Annotated in this window: 19 protein-coding genes and 1 pseudogene; 18 read left to right on the top strand and 2 right to left on the bottom strand. The window is 40.1% G+C overall.

Going from position 1 to position 24,044, the window contains the following annotated elements:
* Positions 1–48 precede the first annotated feature (48 nt).
* The 3 genes from H6793_02120 to H6793_02130 are packed head-to-tail and all read left to right on the top strand — an operon-like array spanning position 49 to position 1,837.
* Entirely contained in the window at positions 49–720 is a 672-nt protein-coding gene (locus H6793_02120; protein USN95939.1) for a hypothetical protein, read from the top strand.
* Positions 707–1,225 carry a hypothetical protein gene (locus H6793_02125; protein USN95940.1) on the top strand — a complete coding sequence of 173 codons (519 nt, stop codon included), beginning with the start codon at positions 707–709 and terminating at the stop codon, positions 1,223–1,225. Before H6793_02120 ends, H6793_02125 begins: the two co-directional genes overlap by 14 nt.
* A gap of 51 nt (positions 1,226–1,276) precedes the next feature.
* Entirely contained in the window at positions 1,277–1,837 is a 561-nt protein-coding gene (locus tag H6793_02130; GenBank protein ID USN95941.1) for a hypothetical protein, read from the top strand.
* Between the two features lie 6 nt (positions 1,838–1,843).
* On the opposite strand, the gene H6793_02135 is transcribed toward H6793_02130, so the two are convergent.
* Entirely contained in the window at positions 1,844–2,734 is an 891-nt protein-coding gene (locus tag H6793_02135; GenBank protein ID USN95942.1) for a mechanosensitive ion channel family protein, read from the bottom strand.
* Between the two features lie 25 nt (positions 2,735–2,759).
* On the opposite strand from H6793_02135, the gene H6793_02140 reads away from it, so the two are divergent.
* Both H6793_02140 and H6793_02145 read left to right on the top strand, forming a co-directional pair.
* Complete coding sequence (locus tag H6793_02140) at positions 2,760–3,359, top strand: threonylcarbamoyl-AMP synthase (GenBank protein USN95943.1); 600 nt, start codon at positions 2,760–2,762, stop codon at positions 3,357–3,359.
* Positions 3,349–3,681, top strand: a complete 333-nt coding sequence (locus tag H6793_02145; GenBank protein USN95944.1) for a nucleoside triphosphate pyrophosphohydrolase family protein — start codon at positions 3,349–3,351, stop codon at positions 3,679–3,681. The genes H6793_02140 and H6793_02145 overlap by 11 nt, the downstream gene beginning before the upstream one ends.
* A gap of 12 nt (positions 3,682–3,693) precedes the next feature.
* Here the strand turns inward: H6793_02145 and H6793_02150 are convergent, their stop codons facing one another.
* Positions 3,694–4,977: a hypothetical protein gene (locus H6793_02150; protein ID USN95945.1), complete on the bottom strand. Its 1,284-nt coding sequence runs from the start codon at positions 4,975–4,977 to the stop codon at positions 3,694–3,696.
* Between the two features lie 46 nt (positions 4,978–5,023).
* Here H6793_02150 and H6793_02155 point away from each other — a divergent pair, with 46 nt between their 5' ends.
* From H6793_02155 to H6793_02215, 13 genes and pseudogenes are all read left to right on the top strand, one after another.
* On the top strand, positions 5,024–5,632 hold the full coding sequence (locus H6793_02155) for a hypothetical protein (GenBank protein USN95946.1): 609 nt from the start codon (positions 5,024–5,026) through the stop codon (positions 5,630–5,632).
* Positions 5,633–5,832: 200 nt separating this feature from the next.
* A complete protein-coding gene (locus H6793_02160) occupies positions 5,833–6,027 on the top strand; it encodes a hypothetical protein (GenBank protein USN95947.1) in 195 nt (64 codons plus the stop codon).
* A 95-nt stretch (positions 6,028–6,122) separates the two neighbouring features.
* Positions 6,123–6,422 carry a hypothetical protein gene (locus H6793_02165; protein USN95948.1) on the top strand — a complete coding sequence of 100 codons (300 nt, stop codon included), beginning with the start codon at positions 6,123–6,125 and terminating at the stop codon, positions 6,420–6,422.
* Between the two features lie 24 nt (positions 6,423–6,446).
* Positions 6,447–7,262 (top strand): hypothetical protein, encoded by an 816-nt coding sequence (locus tag H6793_02170; protein ID USN95949.1) that lies wholly within the window; start codon positions 6,447–6,449, stop codon positions 7,260–7,262.
* Complete coding sequence (locus H6793_02175) at positions 7,249–8,223, top strand: tRNA-dihydrouridine synthase (protein USN95950.1); 975 nt, start codon at positions 7,249–7,251, stop codon at positions 8,221–8,223. The genes H6793_02170 and H6793_02175 overlap by 14 nt, the downstream gene beginning before the upstream one ends.
* Positions 8,224–8,248: 25 nt before the next feature.
* The gene (locus tag H6793_02180; protein USN95951.1) at positions 8,249–8,512 is read left to right on the top strand and encodes a hypothetical protein; all 264 of its coding nucleotides are present in this window, start codon (positions 8,249–8,251) and stop codon (positions 8,510–8,512) included.
* 203 nt (positions 8,513–8,715) lie between these two features.
* On the top strand, positions 8,716–11,628 hold the full coding sequence (locus H6793_02185; GenBank protein ID USN95952.1) for a BspA family leucine-rich repeat surface protein: 2,913 nt from the start codon (positions 8,716–8,718) through the stop codon (positions 11,626–11,628).
* A 9-nt stretch (positions 11,629–11,637) separates the two neighbouring features.
* Positions 11,638–18,765, top strand: a complete 7,128-nt coding sequence (locus H6793_02190; protein USN95953.1) for a BspA family leucine-rich repeat surface protein — start codon at positions 11,638–11,640, stop codon at positions 18,763–18,765.
* Positions 18,766–18,851: 86 nt separating this feature from the next.
* The gene (locus tag H6793_02195) at positions 18,852–19,322 is read left to right on the top strand and encodes a hypothetical protein (protein ID USN95954.1); all 471 of its coding nucleotides are present in this window, start codon (positions 18,852–18,854) and stop codon (positions 19,320–19,322) included.
* A 46-nt stretch (positions 19,323–19,368) separates the two neighbouring features.
* Entirely contained in the window at positions 19,369–20,019 is a 651-nt protein-coding gene (locus H6793_02200; protein ID USN95955.1) for a class F sortase, read from the top strand.
* 203 nt (positions 20,020–20,222) lie between these two features.
* A pseudogene (locus tag H6793_02205) lies at positions 20,223–20,669 on the top strand (collagen-like protein).
* Between the two features lie 96 nt (positions 20,670–20,765).
* A complete protein-coding gene (locus H6793_02210) occupies positions 20,766–21,221 on the top strand; it encodes a hypothetical protein (GenBank protein USN95956.1) in 456 nt (151 codons plus the stop codon).
* Positions 21,222–24,014 carry an alpha/beta hydrolase gene (locus tag H6793_02215; protein ID USN95957.1) on the top strand — a complete coding sequence of 931 codons (2,793 nt, stop codon included), beginning with the start codon at positions 21,222–21,224 and terminating at the stop codon, positions 24,012–24,014.
* The last annotated feature ends 30 nt before the right edge of the window (positions 24,015–24,044 follow it).

A 24,044-nucleotide genomic window follows, 5' to 3' on the forward strand; every position in this document is an offset into this window, starting at 1 on the left:
TAATTAGTATGTTTGTGATACAATAGTGCTTACGGTAGCTAATATTTAATGAATAGATACTTCAAAGCACTAATTATACTCGTTGTTTTGCCAGTAGTGGTTGTTCTGCCGATGTTTTTGGCACAGACTTTAACTATCGACGCTCAAGTTGTGGCTCAACAAGATACTCTTCAACAAAGGGTTGAGCAGTACAAAGCAAAGTTGCAAACACAACCTACAAAATCAGACTTAACCAAACTAAAACTTCGTTGTGACGTTGCGCAATCTAAGCTCAAGGCTATTAGTGAAAAAGCCGGAAAGGTTCAGGAGCGACGTGTTGCTTCTTATGATAAGATCAATAAAAAACTAGAAAACTTAACAACTGCACTAAAAGCAAAGAATATTACTACTACAGATTTAGAAGCTCAAAGCAAAGAACTAAAAACCAAAACCGATACATTTGCCACAGACCTCCAAGCTTTCAAACAAGCTACAGAAGATGCATCGAATGCTGATTGTGCAAATGACCCTCTTGCAATGAAGGCATCTTTAGAGAGTGCCAGGATAAGCTACACTAAATTAATACAAGAAGTTAGCGACATAAGAGCATATATAAACAATGTAATTAAAACAACCCTCAAGCAAACTAAAGATGATTTACAGACCCAACAAAAGGCGAGCAGTGCAGCCGAGAATAGTCAAACACCTACATCAGGAGGGGCAACAAATGCAACCCAATAAAGAACAGAATAATGTCACGCCAGTAATGGATATTCAGCGACCTACACAAACGCCTCCCTCACCACAAGCCAGGCCCACGTCAGTATTTACACCCAGTAGTCAACAAACTAGACCTGCAACTATGGAGTATACTCGTCCACGCATGGACACAAGTACCGCGTTCGATCAATCTCCACAAATTAGTCAACAAGATATTGCAATGAATAAGCCTAAGAAATCAAAAAAAGGATTGATAATTAGTTTGTTCGTTCTATTATTTGTTGGTTTATCAGGAGCCGGAGCTTATTACTACATGGCTGTTTACAGGAAACCTGCTTCTCAGCCACAGCCACAACCTGTAGCTGAAACTCAACCAACTGAGACAACAACTGATTCATCTACGGTTCAGGCAACACCAGATGGTGTTGATCAAACAGTTGAAGAAATTGATCAACAATTGAATTCACAAAACGACACTCAGGATTTTCCGTCTAACGACGTCAGTGATAGTAATTTAGGATTGTAATATTCACTAAGATTATTCAAAACTTTATAATTAGGTGCTAGTATTAGCATTGTGTCATTTTACGATATAAAAATAGAAACACTCGAAGAATTGCCGTCTTTAGAAGGATCAACAGTTATAAGTGACTGTGATGGAACATTGTTTGAGCACGGTACTAGTAATGCATATCCTGACGTTCTGCCAGCTTTAGAATCAGTAGGAAGTTTAGTTTTAGTATCAGCTTGTCCAGACGCAAAATTAATGGAAGAACGACACGCTACGCTGACTGCAGACATATCAATACATACCCAAAAAGCTCGCTGGTACAAAGGCGATATGTTTAAAAAAGTAGCAGACAATATCGCCAGATCTGTAGATAAAGTGGTAATAATTGGTGATAGACCGGTTGCTGACGTAGGGGTGGCAAAATATGTATTTGGAAGAAAAGGGTATCAAACCTTGGGGGTTAGAGTCGATCGTCTCGATCAGCCTTTGCCACATAAGGTAGATTACGTACTGCATCCAAGTTTTGTTATTGGTTCAGCATTGATCAAAGTCCTTAAACGAGACGAGTTGTTTCGCCCAAGGTTTGAAGACGGACAAATTATCGCTGAAAACTTCTTAAAGCATTAAAAGAGGTCACTTGGGTATATTTTCTGAGGATGCAAGTTTAATATGATTTTTTTCCAGAGCAGGGAGTAGTTTTTTATAGAAGATTCCTCGGATTCTCCATTGTTCACCCGGGGCAGTTTTACCAAATATTTTAACTCGAACTCCGTTTGAATCAATAGCATCAACACGATCAAAATATGGTGGTTGAATAATCTTTGCTCCAATTTTTGTGTCATGAATTAATTCTTCGCCTACGTGATTGATGATGTGTTCAAGTTTGTCTATGTCTGTCTTTTTATCGACAACTATTTCTTCGTTGAATCCTGCATAATGCATAGTCATGTTAGAAGCAATCATGATGCTTCCGTTTGGTATATGATGAATCCTGCCGTCTATATCTCTCAATGTTGTGGTTCTAATAGTTATAGATTCGACAGTGCCAGACACTTTTGCGGCACCAATATTTGTAGTAATTTCGATTGTATCGCCGACTCGATATTGATTTTCTGTGATGATGAAGAATCCACTCATAAAATCTCGAATCAAATTTTGGGCACCAAAACCCAAGGCAACACCAATTACTCCTGCGCTTGCAATAAGTGGAGCAGTATTTATGCCTAGCTCACTAATAATCATAACTGTAGCAATAATAAAGATACCCAACCTTAGGCTGGCGTTGATTAGGCTGTCCAGAGTTTTGAGTCTTTTTTTACGGTCCCCATCTGTTGGGAATAGGTCTGGGCGGTATGTTAGTTTATGAAGAACCTTGCTTACCGCTTTGTTTAAAACGCGCAATAATATTTCAGAACCAATAACAATAATCAATATTTGTATTAAGTGTGCCGAAGCCCAGTCAATTAACAAATGCCAGACTTCATTAATTCTTGTTCCTAAATTATTAATTGCTGTTTCCCACATTGTCTTATATGTATAATACACTAAAGTGTCAAAAGATTTTATATCAATTGAAGAAGCTTATAAAACGATCCTGAATGGAGGTGTGGGAGTGCTACCAACAGACACGTTGTATGGGCTTGTAGCCAAAGCTAATAATGCTGATGCGGTTAGCAGGCTATATAAACTAAAGGACAGAGAAAATAAGCCGGGTACTGTAATAGCTCAAAATATTGATCAGCTGGTTGAATTGGGTCTAAAAAGAAGATATCTACAGGCGGTTAATAAGTATTGGCCGGGGTCGGTGAGTGTGGTCATTCCTACCGGCCCAAATTTGCCGTATTTGCACCAAGGTAAGTTTTCATTGGCTGTAAGAATACCTAACGACCCTAACCTTACAAAACTATTAAGTGTAACAGGGCCTTTATTAACAACAAGCGCCAACGCGCCTGGAAAACCTCCAGCTACTAATATTGACGAGGCGAAACAATATTTTGGTAATAAAGTTGATTTTTATGTCGATGGTGGGCCAAATAATGGCCAACCATCAACGGTGATTCGGGTAGTTGATGACGTCATAGAGATATTGCGCCAAGGCAAGACTAGGATAAATGAACAAACAGGAGAGGTTATAGATCATGACATTTGATGAATATCAAAAGCGAGCACTAACAACAGCAATATTCAATAAAGATCCATTGATGGATAAAACTATATGGGCAATGGGTATTGCTGGCGAGGCGGGTGAGGTTATTGAGAAATGGAAGAAAATAGTTGCTTATAATGATGGCGAGATTACAGATGATGATAGGCTAGAAATAAAAAAGGAGCTTGGTGATGTTGTGTGGTATGTAGCTTTATTGGCTCACAGCTTAGGGCTGTCACTTAACGAAGTTATGGAATTGAACGTTGCTAAACTAGCTGATCGCAAAAAACGTGGAGTGACTAAAGGGTCAGGTGATAATCGATAAGACCACTCAAACTTAAAATTCTCGGCGTAGCCATTCGTCAAGCGATCCACCGCCTCCAGCACTGAGACAAAGTACCAAATCACCATTTTTTGCATGTTGAGAAATCATAGTTTTGAGATCATCATTTAATTCTGAGGGTACTGCATTATCTGGATTTGCTAGATGTTTTGCGAGTTTTTGTGGAGTAAGAAGCTCAAGTGACTCATCTTCTCGTGCTAGGTAACTAGGGACAATGTAGGTAATTTTAGCATCATCAAAAAGATGCTTTAGTTCTTGTTTGATAAAGTGCTGTCTGGTGTTGTGTAACCCTTCGTAAACTACCACAAAGTTATTACCTGCCAATTCTTGAGCTATTTGGATTGCACCTCGTATTTTTTCTGGGGTGTGGGCGTAATCGCTATAAATATTTTGTGATATTTTTTCAAAACGGCGTGATACACCAGGAAACTCATTGAGCACATCAGACAACTGTTTTATGTCATGTGAATCTTCGATGCGAGACAATGCGTTGGCTACAATTTGAGCATCTTCTCGATTAACCTTTCCAGGTAACCTTTGAGCTATACTTGCGCAATTTTCTTTGTTGAGGACAAATAATTTATCTGAAGGATTAATATTTAGTTTTGTTGCATCTTCTTTCCAAATATAAGTGGTAGAAGATTGGTTTATAAATTGCCTGAATGCTTGATAATATTCATCACGCGTAGGATAGATATCAGGATGGTCGTAGTCAATCCCGCTGATAATACTAATATGAGGCTTAAAGTTCAAAAAATTACGATCAAATTCGTCTGCTTCATACACAAAATATTTAGCATCGGGGTTAAATTCACCCATTTCACCAAAGCCTATTTTAGCGCCAACAGAGTAGCTGACTGGGATTTTTAGTTGTTTTAGTACCCAAATAGTCATAGCTGTGGTGGTGGTTTTCCCGTGAGTACCAGCAATAGCAATTAGTTTGAGGTTTTTTTCTTTAATAATATGATTCAATAATTGATCACGCTTAGTAGACTTAATATGTTTTTCTTTTACGAATTGAAATTCTGGTGAATTTGGATTTTCGATAGCTACTGCCGACGAATAAACATACCAATCAATTGGATTTTTTGAGTTAACTTGGTCTATTTGGTCTTTACTTTGTCCGATATTAATATTATCAATGCCATGACTTCTTAGGTATTTAATATAATCAGAATCTTGTTTATCTGACCCAGAAACCTGATAGCCAGCCTGTTTTGCGATTAAGGCTAGTGGGCCAATTGCTGTTCCACCAATAGCAGAAAAGAAAATATGCATACATTTAGTCTACCAGGTTAGACCAAAAAGGTTTAACATAAGAGATATGAATAAACGTCATCTTAAGCAAATCTGGAGACGTATTGAGCTAGTTAATACATGGTATTTTTTTGGTCTGTTTGTGATATTTTTAATAATTGGTGCAACAGCTGTTAGACAAAATAACCTAAAGTCAATTGAGTTAAGAGAAGCAGTTGTCGAGAAAGATAAGCAAAATGGTGATGTCGAGTCTGCTCTTCGCATACTTCGTAAGCATATTTATTCCCATATGAATGCTGGACTTTCAAATGGAGCCACTCAACAGCCTATACAGCTAAAATATCGATACGAGCGGTTAGTAGAAGCAGAGAAGAAAAAGTCTGCCGACAGTAATCAAGTCTATTCTGACGCTCAAGCATACTGCGAACAACGTTTTGGCCAGGGGTCATTGCGAGAAGGTAGAGTGCCGTGCGTTCAGCAATACATAGCTGATCATAGTGCAAACAATGAAGTATCTAAAATTCCTGACGCACTGTTTAAGTTTGATTTTGTGAGCCCTGCATGGTCACCAGATTTAGCTGGCTGGAGCTTACTACTGTCGGGAATATTTTTGGCATTATTTTTGATTCGCTTCTTAACAGAACGCTGGTTTAAGGCCATGGTTAAAGATATTTAGATAAGCGTAAACGTTGTATAAATTATACATAGTACGACTTCATTTTTTAGGGAAAAATTATAGCCACCTCTGTTTATTCCTGATTATGGCCTTTAGTCGCTGTAGTATGTACAGTTTTAGATGAAAAAATAGTTGACAACACCAAAGGTAACAGAGTATGTTAGGGGTACTAATGTAAACCTAAAGAGGGAGAAGAATAAATGGCTTACAAGCACACGAACAGCAAAGGTGTAACATACTACCTAAACACTAAAGAAGTTACATTGCGTGGTGGCAAACAACAACGAATTTACTACTTTAGCAAAGACGAACGACCAGAAGGCACAGATTTGCCAGACGGATACACAGTTAATGAAAACCCACGAAATGGTTTCTTGACTGTTAAAAAAGGCTAAGAAGCAAACTTAAGTGTTACAAATAACACCCTTTTTACTAAGGGTGTTATTTGTATATTGTGCAAAATATTTGAAAGCATGGTATAATATTTGTTATGAGCGAAGAGTATAATGGTGGCCCTGGTTGGGTGGAAAACGAAGACGGTGACGTTGTTGTCCCACAGGGAGAGCCAGAACTAGACCCAAGAGCACCCTATATCAATGAAAGTGACCTGAGAGATACTCATTTACATTTTGATACAGATGAAGTCGATCCACGTGCTCCAATATCCAGAAAAGAAGCCCGGCGATTGAACCAAGAAGCTGAGGATGATAGGGGGTATTCGGTTACACCTAAGCCTAGTGATGTCAGAGAACTGCCTGGCAAAGATGGGCGTCCAACTAATTGGAAATAAAGACGAAGATAAATTGATTAGCTTATGACCCAAATTCCAGGACAAGGTTCGTTTGAGTTCGAACCAACACCACAACCACCAGAAGTAGAAGGACTTGACCTTGAAAGGCGAATTTCTACCAGTGGACTTATAAAGTATTTTGCTGAAGCAAGAAATTTAAGTGAAGCAGGGGTAAACCCAGACTTTATCGAGTATCTAAAACCCTTAACTCTTGAAGCGGGATTGTATGTCCCAGAAGGCAAGACAGATCGTGATATCGATACAGCTCGAGGCCCTGTGATATTCCCGGCTGCGGAGTACAAGGTATTAACAAAGAGTCCGATTCATATCGCCAGTACTGCTTCAGTTGGAGTAAAGAAAGCTCGCCAAAATGATATGGATAAAGAAGCTGTTGATTTGGCATCAAAAAGAGCGTCTGGGCATGCATTGACAAGCCAGCTTAAGAGGGCTAGTGGGTTATTTGACCAACTAAAAACAAAGGAAACAGCACTTAAGATGATAGAGTCTGAGATATATAGTGCTCGTGGCACCGGTTATTATGCTCACTATTCTATTGGGGTAATGTCACCGTTGATACTTACTGCGGAAGAAGCAATTTTTGATGCACTTGATGTTGTAGCTACAACGGGTGGATGGACTGAAGAACAATTTTCCGATGCCCAGAAAGCACTAAAGTATCAACTTTTTGGGCAACACAAAGACCGATATAGTTATTGGCGTGGTTACGTTCCGGTGGCACGACGTTATGCGCGCAAAAGGCGGTTAGTGGTGCAAAGTTCGATAGGATTAATAGAGCGTGAGTTGACAAAGTACCAGCAATTTTTGGATGATGAACAGTAAAATTGCCAACTTACCAAAACCATTCTTTGTTCTTGCCCCCATGGATGATGTTACAGATACTGTTTTTAGGCAGATTGTGGCAGATTTAGCTCCTCCAGATTTATTTTTCACAGAATTTGTCAATGTTGATGGTCTTCAGAGTCCTGGCAGAGGTAAACTATTACCAAAGTTAAGGTTTGCAGATAAAGAACATCCAATCATTGCTCAAATTTGGGGAAAAAACCCTAAAAATTATTACAAAACCACAAAGGATATTATTGCTATGGGGTATGACGGCGTTGATATCAATATGGGGTGCCCTGACAAGGCAGTAGTCAAAAATGGTTGCTGTAGTGCATTGATTGAGAATCGAGAATTGGCAGGGCAGATTATCGAGTCAGTTAAGCAGGCTTCACAAGACTCCTTCCCTGTTTCCGTTAAAACACGTGTAGGATTTACAACGATAGACATGAGCTGGATAGAGTTTCTGCTATCACAAAAACTTAACATGTTAACAGTTCATCTAAGGACTACAAAAGAAATGTCTAAGGTACCAGCACATTGGGAGTTAATGGACGAAATAGTGGCTTTGCGGGATGCAATCTCCCCTTCTACGTTGTTGGTTGGAAACGGAGATGTTTTATCACGGGAACAAGGTCTTGTACTCGCTAAATCACATAAGTTAGATGGAGTAATGATTGGTCGAGGTGTATTTAGCGACCCAAAAGTATTTATGGATAATTCTGATTGGAGTCAAGCAACAAAACAGGTGAGAATAGATTTGTATCGCAAACATGTGGAACTGTTCGCAAGCACTTGGCAAAATAACGAGAGGCGCATTCCTACCCTGAATAAATTTTGTAAAGTATATATTCAAGGTTTTGACGGAGCGAAAGAGTTACGAGAACGGCTAATGAATGCAAAAACTACAATAGAATTGACCTCAATATTAAACTCATGTCAAGAAACCGAGAAATTGTGAATAAAAACAGGTATAGTTAGTGTTGATGACATTGCCTAACATACAAATACTAGCTCAGGTACAAGAAGACGGTAGCTTTTCTGTTGGTGTGTTGACTGTTACGGCTCTTATTATTGGCTTGCCTATTCTATTATTGATTGTTTGGTTGAAAGTCGATCAAATCAGACATAAAAGGCCTTTGCAAGAAATTGATCCGAATGTTAAATACACCTTTTGGCATCACATCAAGGTTGTTACAATACCAATGTTCTCTTATCGCATAACCTTCATGGTTCAAAAACGTAAATAGCCTCTTCCAATCCCTAACCATAACCAGTACAATAATACTCAGTACATTAAGTAGTTGAGTGGTACCAACAAGTCGTAGTAAGTCATACTTACATACATCATATGTAACACCCTGTATTCATCACGAATACCTTATCTCAACAACTAATTAACGAATTAGTAGTATATAACAACTAATCTATAGATAAATACGAATTCATTAATATGAAACTAAACCCCAAAGCCCTACTATCCAAACTACCACTACCTTTTTGGGCCTCCTTCTATCTCTTCCTCATCATACTCACCATACCAGTACTAGCTTATATAGGAACACTCAGTAAAGCAGACCCCGGAACCCTAACAGTAACCATCAATCAAAAAACAGGAACAACAGATCCTAACCCTTCCTACACTTCTGTATTCACTGTAGTATTCAGTGAAGCCATAGACAGTAATACCTTCACTAATACAGACATTACATTAGGTGGTACAGCCCCAGGTCAAACTATCCAATCCATCACCGAAGCTGGAACCTTCAACAAAACTACCTATGAAGTCAGAATCCAAGCTACTGGAGCCGGGACCATCGTACCGAGTATTGGACAGGAGTTAGTCAGTGCGGTCAATGGTGGGAGTGGGACCAATCAAGCCAGCACGAGTACGGATAATAGCGTGACGTATGATGGGACGTATAGTCCGAATGAGTTTGTGTTTAAAATTAATATGGTTAGTTCAGGAAAATTTTATATACATAATTCAGATCACCCTGATATTCCTGGAAGCTTTACTGTAGATTGTAATAACGACGGCACGAATGAATTTATAAATGTATCAGTACTTGCGGATTGTAATTATGTTTCTTCGGGTGAGTATGTAGTGAGCATAACTGGTTATTTGCCTCACACGATATTTAGTGGTGGGACAGCGCAAGATCAGCCTACCCCCATGGATATTATTCAATGGGGTAATATGCAATGGAATAGCATGGTTTATATGTTTAATAATTCTTATGATGTGACCATATCCGCTATTGATGCACCAAATTTGAGTAATGTTACAGATATGAGTTATATGTTTTCTGGTGCAAACCTATGCCACGGTTTTAATATGTTACTTCAACCATGCGCGTCTGGATTTAATTCAAACATCAATCATTGGAATGTTAGCAATGTTACGAATATGAGCTATATGTTTAATGCTTCAACAGCCTTCAATAAACCACTCAATAATTGGGACACAAGTAGTGTTACAAATATGACTGGTATGTTCAGTCATGCGAATTCCTTTAATCAGCCACTTAATAATTGGAATGTCAGTAATGTCACAGACATGAGCTATATGTTCGGTAAAAAACCACTAACATTAAATCCACAATGGTCGTTTGCGCCCAATTCCTTCAATCAACCACTCAATAATTGGGACACAAGTAGTGTTACAAATATGACTGGTATGTTTGAGGATTCGACAGTTTTTAACCAACCATTAAATAATTGGAATACTGGAAACGTTACTAATATGCAGGATATGTTTAGGGAGTCAGCCGCCTTCAATGCGGACATCAGCACTTGGAATACTAGCAATGTTACTAACATGAGTTATATGTTTGGATGGGAGCGGGAACGAGATACGCCACCAATAGGGCCAACTGGTCACGTACCTTTCAATCAACCACTAAATAATTGGAATGTCAGCAATGTTACGAATATGAGCAATATGTTCAGACTAACAAGCCAATTCAATCAACCACTCAATAATTGGGACACAAGTAGTGTTACAAATATGACTGGTATGTTTCAGAGGAACCCTATTTTTAACCAACCATTAAGCGATTGGAATACTAGCAACGTTACGTCTATGAGAAATATGTTTGCTAATGCATCCTCATTCAATCAGTCGTTGAATAGTTGGAGTGTTAATAACGTTTCAGATATGGGATTTATGTTTGATAGTGCTACAACTTTCAATCAACCCCTAAATAATTGGAATGTCAGCAATGTTACGAATATGGGTTATATGTTCAGGGCTACTACTCAATTTAACCAACCATTAAGCGATTGGAATACTGGAAACGTTACTAATATGGGTGCAATGTTCTTAGGGGCTAGTAGTTTTAACCAATCTTTAGGTGAGTGGAATATAGGTAGTGTTACTAGTATTGGCCTATTTGGCAATACTTCTGGCCTTTCTGTTTCCAACTACGACAATACATTAATAGGATGGTCGTCTCAATCTCTTCATAACTATCTAACCTTTGATGCTGGTACTAGTAAGTATTGTAACTCAGAAACACAAAGACAGAGTATTATCACTAACCACTCCTGGACTATTAATGATAGTGGTAAAGATTGTAGCTCTATTGGTTCAACTGAATTCATCACTACCTGGAAGACAGACAATCCAGGAGTCAGCGGAAGCAACCAAATAACTATACCTACCTTTTCAGGAGAAACCTACAACTATAACGTAGACTGGGGAGACTCCACCACCAGCTCTAACCAAACCGGAAATTCAACCCACACCTACTCATCACCAGGAACCTACACAGTTAAGATAACCGGAACCTTCCCTAGGATATACTTCAATGGAACAACCGACCATGACAAAATCCTAACTATTGAACAATGGGGAACAAACCCTTGGACGTCAATGGCTCATGCATTTGAAGGGGCATCTAATTTAACAATTCCTGCTACTGATGCACCGAATCTATCTGGTGTAACAGATATGAGCTATATGTTCTCTAGCGCCTCCAACTTCAACTCCGATCTCAGCTCTTGGGATACCAGTAATGTTACGAATATGAGCTATATGTTCTCTAGCGCCTCCAGCTTCAACTCCGATCTCAGCTCTTGGAATACTAGTAATGTTACGAATATGAGCTATATGTTCTCTAGCGCCTCCAGCTTCAACTCCGATCTCAGCTCTTGGAATACTAGCAATGTTACGGATATGAGCTATATGTTCTCTAGCGCCTCCAACTTCAACTCCGATCTTAGCTCTTGGAATACTCAATGTTACTATGAGCGGTATGTTCTAGCGCCCAGCTTCAACTCCGATCTTAGCTCTTGGAATACTAGCAATGTTACGGATATGATGGTATGTTCTCAGCGCCTCCAGCTTCAGCTCCGATCTTAGCTCTTGGATATGAGCGGTATGTTCTCCAGCTTCAACTCCGATCTTAGCTCTTGGAATACTAGCAATGTTACGGATATGAGCGGTATGTTCTCTAGCGCCTCCAGCTTCAACTCCGATCTCAGCTCTTGGAATACTAGCAATGTTACGGATATGAGCGGTATGTTCTCTAGCGCCTCCAACTTCAACTCCGATCTCAGCTCTTGGGATACCAGTAATGTTACGGATATGAGCTGGATGTTCGGTGGCGCCTCCTCTTTTGATCAATCACTTGCCTCTTGGAATATGGGGTCTGTTACATCTGCTGAGAGTATGTTTGGTGATCCAGTGGAATATTACATCACTATGCTAGAGGCTATGGCTGGTGTTCCTGCCAGTGAATGGGATAATAGCGTAGCAGAAAGCGTAATGGGCCCAGGTGCAACGGTAGATGATTTGTTTGCATACCTAAGCTCAATAGTTGGGGCTGAAGTAACCCAAGCTAACTACACAGACTTTATGAACATAGAAATGGGTCTCTCCACCGTCAACTACGATGCCACCCTAACAGGCTGGTCTTCTCAGTCTCTTCAGAGTGGAGTAACCTTTGGTGCTGGAGATAGTAATTACTGTAACTCCGAAACCCAAAGACAAAATATTATCACTAACTACTCATGGACTATTAATGATAGTGGTAAAGACTGTAATTTTGAACTAAGTGCTCCCCGTAATTTGACAGCAGAAGTTACAAGTAGCACATCAATACTTCTAGCATGGCAGGCACCAGAGTATGATGGAGGTTCGTCAATTTCAGATTATACAATTCAGTATAAACCTACCAATGACAGTGCATGGATAGTACTTAATGACGGCATTAGCACAAATCTTAATGCGACAGTAACTAGTTTGAGTCCTGGACAAAGTTATGATTTTCGTGTGTCAGCAGTAAACTCAAATGGAGCTGGACCTTATGCTGAAACAACTAAATTGTTAAGTATGCAAACCTTGCCTGGGGTTCCAGAAGGATTTTCTGCTACTGCCTACAATTATGTTGACGATGAAGTTAACACAACAATATATGCATTGCCAAGTTTGTCCTGGCAAGAACCACAACAGGGTAGCCCAATAGACTATTACACGTTACAGTTTAGGAAGAGTGGGGAGTCTGCTTGGCGTAATTATGTAGATGCCTCTATCGTCACTACAAATATAAACTTTGATTTTAGTTTTAGTAGTATGGATTTGCAGGATGTTAACAATAATACTCAAGAACAAATTGATTTATTAAATGAACTAAATCAAGCAATGATTCTTGGAGAAAGTTATGAATTTCGTGTTGCCGCAAATAATAACTTAGGACAGGGTTTATTTACTGATCCAATTAGCTTTGTTCCATCATTCACAACGAATGATTGCAGTGTTCTTCATGACCTACTTCAGATGTATGGTATAAAAGATCGAGATTCAGATGTGGCGCTGAATGCTCATTTTGTTTTATTACAAAACATAGACTGTTCTGATACGATTAATTGGAATAGTGGCGATGGATGGAGCCCTATCCCTAATGACCCGCAGTACGTATTTAATGGTGAATTTGATGGAAATGACCATTCGATTAACAATATGTATATCAATAATAGTACAGATATTGGTGTAGGTATGTTTGGTATTTTAAAAGATACAAATATAACTAATCTTTCGCTAATTAATAGTAACGTTAGTGGCCATATATATTATGACTCGGATGAAGGTGGTTCTGGATCGTATGTTGGCATTCTTTCAGGAATTGCAAGTTCAGATACTACGATTACGAACGTTACAGTTAGCGGTTCTGTATATTCCGAATGGTCTGCGGGTGGGGTTGTTGGGTATAGTGATAGCGATAATGCAGGCAACATAATGATTAATTGGGTAACATCGCACGCCAATGTAAGTGCTGCGAAAGGAACTTTTTCGGGTGGACCAGTTGGTGGTCTTGTTGGAATAAACTACGGCGGTGATAGAAGTCAAGGTCAATTTACGCAAGGTAAATTTGTTGTTGATACACAAGGAAATATTTACACCATTAATTCATCAAATTATAACAATAAAGTACTAAAATTTGATACATCGGGAAATCTAATAGACTCTTGGGGTAATGAAGGAAACGATCTTGATGAGTTTAATCAGTTTGCCCCAAATGATATTTCAATTGATGCACAGAATAACATATATTTCTCAGGGGTAAAAAAATTCAATAGTAATGGAGGATTTGAAGGTCAATATGGCAATTACTTAGGTTATGTATATGTTGATAATAGCGACAATATTTATGTGGTTGGTGAAACTGATTATTATAATGGAACACCACAAGCTATTCATAAAATCAATGCAGAGGGCACTTTGTTAGCATCTTTCTTTACCAAAGAAGAAGTTGTGGGCAGAGAAAATGCAAGCCCCAGTGATATAGTCGTTGGTCAAAACGGGGATATTTACGTAGCAGAGAGATATAGCAATCAAGTACGTCGATATGATAGTAATGGTATATATATTGGAAGTATTGAATTGGTTAATGGGAACAATGAGTTAATGATTACTAACGATAATCATTTATATGCACTAGGCAACGGCAGTATTAGCCAATATGATTTGCTCGGTAATCTTACATTGTCTATACCTTCATATTCATTGCCATCATATATGACAGCGGATGAAGATAGTAATATATACGTATCAAACAATTCAACACATGAATTGACAAAATATTCTCCTAGTGGGATTGAAGTTGGTTCGCTTGATGCTGGTTATAAAGCAGATGAAATTTACGCCCCTGGAAAGATTGTTATCCATGGAGAATATATGTATGTCGCTTCAGATTACGGGAAAGCAATAAAAATATTCAACAAAGATACCTTTTCATATATAAATAAGATTGATGGGAAAAAAGACGATAATCCTTACAAGACATTAATAGTAGATAGTTCTGCTAACGGGCAATTAAATGCTAAATATTCAGGTGGATTAGTGGGAGCTAATACCGGTAATGCAATAGAAGATGTATTTGAAGTGCCAGGCTTGGAATTACAACATACAAATGCTTCAGTTACAATTAATGATGCTTGTACTTTTGCTGGGGGGTTGATCGGACTCACCTTGGTCGGAACGCGTATTGAGGATTCTAGCTCAGGAGGTAATGTGTCGTGTAAGGGCGGAGATTTTCTTGATAGTTCAACATCAGTCGATATTTCCACAGGTGGATTGGTTGGAAGACAGCATAATTCTTCTTTGTTAAATATTGCAAATTCATCATTTAATGGGAATGTCTCCTCAAGAGCGTATAATTATTCTGATAATTTATCATACTCGGGTGGACTAGTTGGATATTCATACTCAACAGGAATGGAATATATCGATAGGTGGTCTCTTTTAATTCCCTCGAACTATTTAGGAATTTCGGGGGTATCAATTACAAATAGCTCCGCGAATGCTACTGTTCATACTGAATTAGCTAGATTTGGTGGCGGAGCAGGTGGCTTAGTAGGAAGGGCAACTGTTATCAATGTGGTTGGCTCAAGTGCTCACGGTAATACTCTAGTCGATCAAATATATGCAGATAATCTAACAGGTCCAACGTATAGCGCGGGTGGTGTAGTTGGAGAATCAGGAATATCTTCGATAACCTCATCTGATAGCGACAACCAGGTCACTGTTAATGCTACCGGAATGCAAGATCAGTCATACGCTATGCTATATGCAGGAGGTTATATTGGCCTTGGTGATATATATCAACATTTCAATCAATTAAATAGGGATGGAGATATTGTGATACATGGACGTAATGAATTACCGACAGATAATAATTCTTATGGCATAATAGCGGCAGGTGGCTTAGCTGGTCTTGCCATGAGTTACAAAGAGTCAACTATCGAAAACAGTACGTCTTTGAGCGATATATCTATAGATGGAGTCAGAGGTTCCACAAATATAAATATGAGTAAGTTTATTGGCGGTTTTGTGGGTGGCTTAGTTGGATTTGCTCAGAGTGACACAAACTATGTAATTAAGAATAGTTCTACTAGTGGTAATCTTGTGGGTACTGGCAACTCATCAAGTACACCAACCGATTTCATGCATTATTTAACCTCAGCAGGAGGTTTAATAGGACAATATCTTGGCTCAACTCTTAATCATAATACTACTATCACAGGTAGTTTGAATATTCAAAATTCGCAAAGTAGCTCTAATGTATCTGGAAAATCTCTTCCTATGAGCAGAGCGTATGCGAGCTATAGTGGAGGGGTTGGAGGTTTGGTCGGATCATTTACCTCAAGTGGGGGCAGTATTGAGCGTTCATTTTCACAAGGCGATGTCAACGGCACAAACGTAGGTGGCTTAGTCGGAAAGGCTGCATCTTATGGTGAGAGCTCGTTTTCAATCAATGATACGTACTCCACAAGTAACGTTGTTAGTTCTAATTTGATAGTCGATGCAGAAATTGATGATCAGTTAAAAAAGATTGGTTTTAGTGGATCTGCGGGAGGTTTGGTTGGGACAATAGCTGGCGTAGACATCAATAGTTCTTATGCATCTGGAAGGGTTGAGGCGTCTGGATCAGTTGATATGATTGGTCTTGGTGTGAATAATGTTATGGTTAGTCAATCATCAGATACTTCATTATCAAGAGTAATTTATGCTTTTAATAGCGTTGCTGGGGGGCTCGTAGGACGTTATATTCAGAATACACCAGTCGCCCAAGACGCATTATCTGGTAGTTATATAACAAAAAGTTTCGCGACCAGTAAACTAGTCAGCCCAAATGGTAGTGAGCAAGGTGCTATTATTGGCGAATATTTTGATTACGCAACAATAGCTAGTGTGATTAATCCTGAGTTTAATATTGATAATTTAGATATTGTTAGTACACAGGATTCGTTAAGTCATGTATATCATGATCGATTTGTAACAGATTCAAATATTTGTGGTAATGAGATCTATATAACGAGCTATACGCCAGCCATTCCTGAAAATAATATACCTGAAATTGTGACTTCTGACTTTCGTGATTCTTTTAGCTGTCACCCCATCAACACCGACGGCTCTCAACCTAACTACTTCAAGAACAATTCTACCAACCCCCCCTTGAATCAATGGAACTTCTCTACTATATGGAAGACTAACTGTACTAACTATCCAGACTTTGTAGGCTCAACCAACTGTAATCCATCCAACCCTCCAGAAAACCCAGGTAACGGCAATCCTCCAACCACCCCTACAACTCCAACCACCCCTACAACCCCAACCAATCCTCCAAAGACTCCTAGTACCACTAAACCACCTACTCCCACAGAATCAGACACCCCTTCATCTTCATCCAATAATCAGTACTACTCCAACCCTCAATCTACAGCACTACCAGCTCCCCTATCTAAAGTAGTCAAAGGTTCCTTCATGCAATCTCTAGTGAACTATACTGCTAACAATATACCTAAACCCGTAGCTAAAGCCATTCCATACAGCCTACTCATACTTCTACTAGCTCTCTCAGCCCTCTATGGCTATTCTAGCTATCTAGAAAACAAAAGAAGACAAGCTCTCCAAGCTCTCATCACTCGCTTTAAATCTCTACTATCGGCTAGAGCTACCTTCCTACGTATTACCTCCCACTACATCAATACACCGATCACTAAGATCCAAGGAACCATAGAACTACTAGCTATGGGTACTACTTCAACCACAACTGCTAATACCACAACAGCAAGTACCAACACCACAAACAATAACTCAAGTACTAACAATAACTCTACAGGCTCTAATACCAACCCTCCTACTAATACCAGCTCTACTCCTCCAAGTAACACTACTAGCTCTACCAGTAATCCAGGCACTACCTACACCCCTAACTCTAGCTCTCAGTCTGGTTCAGCTTCCGTAAACAGCTCTAGCAATCAGGCTAGTACCACCAGCTCCATCAGTTCTACTCCTAGCTCCCCTAATAGCATTAGTATACCTATTAATACTAACTCTAGCTCTCAGTCTGGTTCAGCTTCCGTGTTCACCTCAACCCTAGCCACTACAGCTACCACTCTAACTATCCCAGAAGCCTCTATCGTAGCCTCTAAGTCAGCCATCAAGAGTCTCACTAACCATGCCAATGAACTACTAGATGAAGGACAATCCCTCACCGGAAGACAACAAGCTAACATCAGAAACCTAGAACAAAGAAAAGGACTTAGCTTCCTAACCCATCCTTTCTTCTGGCTCCCAGTAGTAGTTATCTCTACCTTAGTAGTACTACTCAACATCATCTTCATTCAAGCTGAACGCTATACCCCTACAGCTATTACTATTGCTTCTCAACTTATCCTAGGCTTCGTTGGTGTTATAGCTTTAGGTGTCAGCTACTACTTCTACCGTTCCTTCCAGTCCCAAAGACAAGCTCTACTAACCGAACAAGAAATAGAACAAGAGTTCAATGCTCGCCAAGCTAACTTCATAGCTGATGCCTACAACAAGCTCAACGATGACATCATAATCCTAGAAGGTGTCAGCCAAGACCTAGCTAAGTATCCTAAAGTCCGTAACTTCAACCAAGGCCTCAATGAACTAAAAGACATAGTCTCCCAACTAGAAAAACTCAGCAACCTATCTAAGCATGTCCCAGGACTGCAATACCACACCAACCTAAGCAGTACTATATCTACTACCCTAACTAACCTCAGATCCCTAGCTGACCAACAGAACATCACTATAACTACCAACAACATCAAACCCAACCAAAACGTCAACATAGAAGCTAATGCCCTAACCCATCTACTGTCAGCTCCACTCAAGAACGCCATCTCAGCTAGTACTGCTGGCTCTAATATAGAACTATCCCAATCTATCCACAAAGCTAACAAATCTAGCCAGATAAATAAACCTAACACAGTAACCACTAACCCTAACAATACCAACCTACCTATCCAAATAACTATTACCGATCATGGCAAAGGCATACCCCCAGAACAACTAAACAATATCTTTACCCCATTCAACTCAGCCCATAGCCTAGAACACTTCACTGATACCGGACTAGGACTAGACCTCTACCTATGCAAAGTAATTACAGAACAATACAACGCCAACCTAACCATCACCAGCCAACCAGGAGAAGGCACAACAGTGATAGTGGGGATGGGGTGAGAGGTAAAATCTAATAATAAATTTACATGTTTTCATTCGACTTGTGATAAAATAATCGTTAGCACGTTAAGGAGGTATAGGTAATAATGGATATTTCATCAGGTAGCAATGAAAAAGTTAAAGAATCAAAATCAGCATCACCTTCAAAGAAGAAGCTGACACCAAAGCAAAGAAAGATAATCTTCTCAATAATTGTTGTTTTGTTATTAGTTTTTGCTGGCATAGGAATTTATAAGTATGCTTACGATAAAGGATATGATAAGGGCATGGAAGCGGGTAAGAAGGCTAGCGCTTCAAAGAGTCCAACTGATTTATTTAGCAATCTCCAAAATCCATTTAAAACACTTACTGGTTCTGTAGAAAAATTAGAAGGTGAAAAACTTACGATTACGACAAGTAAAGGTGAAGTAAAAACACTTAAAATAACTGACAAGACCAAGATAACCAAAAAGACAGAGACGTTGAACAAGGATTCTTTAACTAAGGGTGCTAAGGTTACTATCTTTACTACGGGCGAAGGTGATAGTTTGAGTGCTACTAGAATAGTAGTAAGATAGACGGTGTTTTCCGTGCTGTTGTCGGAGAAAATTATTATATTTACAAATGAAGAAGAAATCATCTAGGCTTTCAAAAAAATATAAGATTATTATATTTACGATAATGGTTTTATTTATTGTTGGTATTTTTATTGTTACGAAAAGACATAAGAATACTGAAAAACCAAACGCACCAGAGACCGTTACATATTCTACCGATACCCCAGATGAATCTAAGGCTAATGCTGATACGTATAGTTGGAAGGGTGCCGAAAACGATCCAAAGAAATTGCGTATTCAGTCGATTGGTGTCGATGCCTATGTACAACGTATGGGGGTTGATCAGAATAATAAGATTGCTGTACCAAACAATATTCACCTCACAGGATGGTTTACTAATAGTCAACAACCTGGACAGGATGGTCTTTCAATAATCGCTGGTCACGTTACTGGGAAAAAAGGCGACGGGGTATTTAAGCATTTGGGTGATATGAAAGCAGGGGATTTATTTGAGGTAGAAACCGGCAGTGGCGCAATCAAACACTACAAAGTGATTGAAGTGAAACAGATGAAAGAATCTGAGTCAGCAGATTTTTTATTTTCTCAAAAACCTAACACTAAGAGCCAGCTTAATTTGATAACTTGTGGTGGTAGATTTGACTCATCAGCCCACATGTATGATGATAGGGTTATTGTGGTTGGTGAATTGCAAGAGTGATTTACTGCAAGTTACTTGATGTAGCCTATAATTTTTATTATACTAAAGCTTATATAAGTATTTATCGAAAAACAGGGTAACAAACTAATATGCCAAGACTACCAATACCAGGGTCAGATAGAGGTCAGTGGGGCGATGTGCTCAATGAATACTTGAGGGTTTCCCATAATGAAGACGGTACCCTGAAGGGATCGTTAATTTCAGGTCCTGGCGCTACCGGTGCCACCGGCCCACAAGGCCCAGCTGGTTCACAAGGCGCAACGGGTGCTACTGGCGCTGGTTCTACCGGTGCCACCGGCGCCACTGGACCGCAAGGTGTAGCTGGTTCTCAAGGCGCCACCGGAGCTGGATCTACAGGTGCCACCGGGCCACAAGGAATAGCTGGTGTAGCTGGAGGTGCTGGTGCTACCGGCGCCACTGGACCGCAAGGTGTAGCTGGTTCTCAAGGCGCCACCGGAGCTACTGGCGCTGGCGTTACGGGAGCCACCGGACCACAAGGGCCAGCTGGTTCTGCTGGTACTCAAGGTGCAACGGGCGCTACCGGAGCTGGTGCTACAGGTGCCACCGGACCACAAGGAATAGCTGGTGTAGCTGGAGGTGCTGGCGCCACCGGCGCTACTGGCCCGCAAGGCGTAGCCGGTAATTCGGGTGAAGGTGTTATTGTAGTGGCTTCAAACTGGGTTACAACTGATGGATTGCCTTCAGGAACTCCAACAGGAACAATTATTCTTAGGAGAAAGCCATAAATGGGGTTGGTTCTCGGGAAAGATGGTAAAACTCGATCTGTTGAAATTAACACAGGCTCAGCTGTGTCTCAAATTTCTACTCTTTATGTCGGGTTGCTACAGTCTGCCCCAGCAAATATGGACGGTATGGATTTAGCGACTTTAATATCTTCTGGTCAAGGAAATGAGTTTACGATAGGTGCTTCGTTTTATACTGGTAGAAAATCAATAACAGTAGGTTCTATTAGTGCCGATGAAAATGGTGCAATTTGCTATAACAATAACGGTAGTCCTGTTGAGTGGACAAATACAACCGGCTCTGACGTTAATGTGCTAGCTTTTTTTATTACGGACGTTGCTAGTGGTGGATCTGGCAAAGTTTTATGGGTTGGAACACCAGACGCTGGCACTGCAACAATCGGCAACACATATAAGGCAAGTATTTCTGCAAACGATTTAATGCTCAAGGTAGACTAAGTGGCAACTAACGTATCAGTATCAGTTGCTCAGTCTACTCATGATGGGTTCCAAGCATGGAATCAGCGAGGAAATGCAAGTGGCGTAGACTTTACTACGGCTCTAAAGTATCCAATTATTGGGCCACACTATGATGATTCTTTATTTCTTGCAACATTCTATATTTTTAAGTTTGATAATGTTCCACAGGGGTCTCAAATTAGTTCATGCACATTAAGCCTAAGAACAAACAACGCATATACCGGTGGATTAACAAATCACATTTATGTCGCGGTTGAAAATAATTTGGATGTTAATGGCTCAGGAGCGGTGGTCAATGGAACTTTAGGCTCAATGCCGTGGCAGAGGCTGGGTCGACAGACTGCCTCAACAACACTGTTCGGTAACAGATGTGGTCCAACTCACAATAAGGCTGGTTTTGATCTATCGAATTATGGTGCTCATGTGCGTGATTCTAGCGCACTAATATATAAGGCGTTTTGCACAAATCAAAGTAGTGGTTCGGCGCTTGGTAGAGATTTGAGTGCGGGGAGTTGGGTGGATACTGAAAATTTTGCATCTGCCATTCAGCCATTAGTTAATGATTCTGGATGGAATAGTACTACTCAGTATGTCATGGTCTATTTATTCGCTGATGATGATTCTGGTACAACTTATAATGTCGGTAATCTAGGAAGCTTTACTTGGGATAACGGTACGGTTGGTGCGACTGGATATGGCAATGGTAACGGCCAAAACTACTTTTACGACCAAAGTGCTGGTTTATATGCGCCAAAGATTAATTTAACATACACATCTGCGTCACTAAAGGCAGTTAATTCGGGCTCTTTAAGTTCAGGCAATGTTCGATTAAGACCAGCATTATGTTTGGGGAGTGCAAGCGGAACTAGGGTAGAGCTTTTATTAGGCAATGGAGTAATACCAAAAATGACAGCTGGTGCGGGAGATAAATTATTCACCTGGATGGATTCTTATAATCCGAATGGTACGGCTTGGGGTGCTTCAGGAGGGAATCCTCCTGGTGCCAGAATAAAATGGGATGGTATTCGGCCAGGTCGTGTAGATGGAACATCAATATTCTTAGAAGATTATCCAGGGGATACTCCAAGGTTAAGTTGGCAGATTGGTGAATATCAATCTGAATATTCTAGCAGAAATGTATATTCATTACGTTTTTATCATCGTTACGAGGGTAATTCTGGTACTGTAACAGATAATGGGGTTGTAGAAATTCTCAATGGAGGAGCAGGACAATTCCGGATTGAGCACAAGCATTATGATGGATCAACCCTTATGCAATTAAGAATTGCTTGGTCTGGCAACGCAACCGCTTGGACTAGTTATCAATTTACTCCACCTGCTGGCAATGGATACTACAGATATGAAATACAGGTTGATTCAACTCAAACCCCAAAGGTCAGACTACGCGTATATTTAAATGATAACACCACGCCAATCGAAACATTAACTGCAAGTCCACCAAATGTTGAGATGGATGAAGTTCGTTTTGGAGGATTCGATACTGATACTACGCCACTAATGAGCTCTAGGCTTTCAGACGTTGAAATCTGGACTGATTATTTGCTTAACAGGAGGTATCCAGACTCTCTGACTAATACGGTTGGAACACCATATGAGCCACAGAAATGGGCATGGTTTGAATATGATGGTACTACATCAAAGCAATTGGATGATCTAGGTGAAGTTAGCTCAATTGATGGTGGTGGTGGCAGTGTTGTTTTGGATTCCTCAAAAGCACTGACTTATGAAGATATAAAGGCGGAGCTTTGGACGGGCGCGACACCCAACTATACCCTGTATTCAGATTTAAGTTATGGCGCAGGAAATTATCGTAAACTTGATCTATACATACCTACAGGCACGCCTCCTGCAAATGGTTGGCCAGTAATATTATGGGCGCATGGAGGCTACTGGTCATCTGGAAACAAGACCACAATCCCTAATCAGTTTGTCCGAAACTGTTGCCTTAAAGGCTATGCGGTTGCGTCACTAGAGTATGTGTTGCACACAGTGATAACATCAGGTGCAGGTAGTTACCCCGCCTGGGATCCAAATACTGCCTCTGGGCGTTATCCAACTATGATATTGAACTACAAAGAAGCAACATATTGGCTAAAAACTAAATCTTCAACAAATAGCGGAGGAGATGGTACGTATAATATTGATGCAGGTAAGTTCATTGCATCTGGTCATTCAGCTGGAGGATACAATGCACTCGGTGCTGTAGTAAGTAAAGGCTTGACTAATGATGGTGGTGGACGTGATCTTACTTTAGCCGGAAACGTGGGCTCTTTTGGTTGCCCAAACGTAGCAGATCCAACATATCTGGGCGCATATATTGTGGCTGGACCAATCAATTTAAATTATCTTAAATCTTGGGATCCTACACATCCAGACTGGCCATATTTAGATGCTGGGGCAGGAAGTATCTATGCGACATGTCGCGTGTTTCGGGGTGAGAATTACAATAATGGTGTTGGGGATGTTAACAACTGTGGCATTGACGACATGGTCTTACTTAATCCTTCTGTCATACCAAGCATTGCATATGCTTGGGCCCCCTCTGATAATGTCGTTGTCAGTAATCCGCGGACTCCTTATTCTCAAGAGAAAAGGCTTTCTGATGTAATGACAACCGTGGCGGGCTCGCTACCTCCAACTACTACTTATGAAGGATATGAGGTCTATGACGCCTTGCATCACACGATACACGACGTAGATTTTGATTTTCAACATTTTTTCAGATGGCTAGAATCATTACCAGGACTATAGGTGTGATTCTTTTACAACAGCTTGCTTTCC

Source organism: Candidatus Nomurabacteria bacterium, assembly GCA_023898625.1.
Taxonomy (GTDB): Bacteria; Patescibacteriota; Saccharimonadia; order Saccharimonadales; family JAGQNJ01; genus HK-STAS-PATE-36.

Excerpts from the sequence above, each read along its gene's own strand:
- H6793_02120 (USN95939.1), top strand. The coding sequence starts at position 49 with ATGAATAGATACTTCAAAGCACTAATTATACTCGTTGTTTTGCCAGTA.
- H6793_02125 (USN95940.1), top strand. The coding sequence starts at position 707 with ATGCAACCCAATAAAGAACAGAATAATGTCACGCCAGTAATGGATATT.
- H6793_02135 (USN95942.1), bottom strand. The coding sequence starts at position 2,734 with ATGTGGGAAACAGCAATTAATAATTTAGGAACAAGAATTAATGAAGTC.
- H6793_02145 (USN95944.1), top strand. The coding sequence starts at position 3,349 with ATGACATTTGATGAATATCAAAAGCGAGCACTAACAACAGCAATATTC.
- H6793_02150 (USN95945.1), bottom strand. The coding sequence starts at position 4,977 with ATGCATATTTTCTTTTCTGCTATTGGTGGAACAGCAATTGGCCCACTA.
- H6793_02155 (USN95946.1), top strand. The coding sequence starts at position 5,024 with ATGAATAAACGTCATCTTAAGCAAATCTGGAGACGTATTGAGCTAGTT.
- H6793_02160 (USN95947.1), top strand. The coding sequence starts at position 5,833 with ATGGCTTACAAGCACACGAACAGCAAAGGTGTAACATACTACCTAAAC.
- H6793_02165 (USN95948.1), top strand. The coding sequence starts at position 6,123 with ATGAGCGAAGAGTATAATGGTGGCCCTGGTTGGGTGGAAAACGAAGAC.
- H6793_02170 (USN95949.1), top strand. The coding sequence starts at position 6,447 with ATGACCCAAATTCCAGGACAAGGTTCGTTTGAGTTCGAACCAACACCA.
- H6793_02175 (USN95950.1), top strand. The coding sequence starts at position 7,249 with ATGATGAACAGTAAAATTGCCAACTTACCAAAACCATTCTTTGTTCTT.
- H6793_02180 (USN95951.1), top strand. The coding sequence starts at position 8,249 with ATGACATTGCCTAACATACAAATACTAGCTCAGGTACAAGAAGACGGT.
- H6793_02185 (USN95952.1), top strand. The coding sequence starts at position 8,716 with ATGAAACTAAACCCCAAAGCCCTACTATCCAAACTACCACTACCTTTT.
- H6793_02190 (USN95953.1), top strand. The coding sequence starts at position 11,638 with ATGAGCGGTATGTTCTCCAGCTTCAACTCCGATCTTAGCTCTTGGAAT.
- H6793_02195 (USN95954.1), top strand. The coding sequence starts at position 18,852 with ATGGATATTTCATCAGGTAGCAATGAAAAAGTTAAAGAATCAAAATCA.
- H6793_02200 (USN95955.1), top strand. The coding sequence starts at position 19,369 with ATGAAGAAGAAATCATCTAGGCTTTCAAAAAAATATAAGATTATTATA.
- H6793_02210 (USN95956.1), top strand. The coding sequence starts at position 20,766 with ATGGGGTTGGTTCTCGGGAAAGATGGTAAAACTCGATCTGTTGAAATT.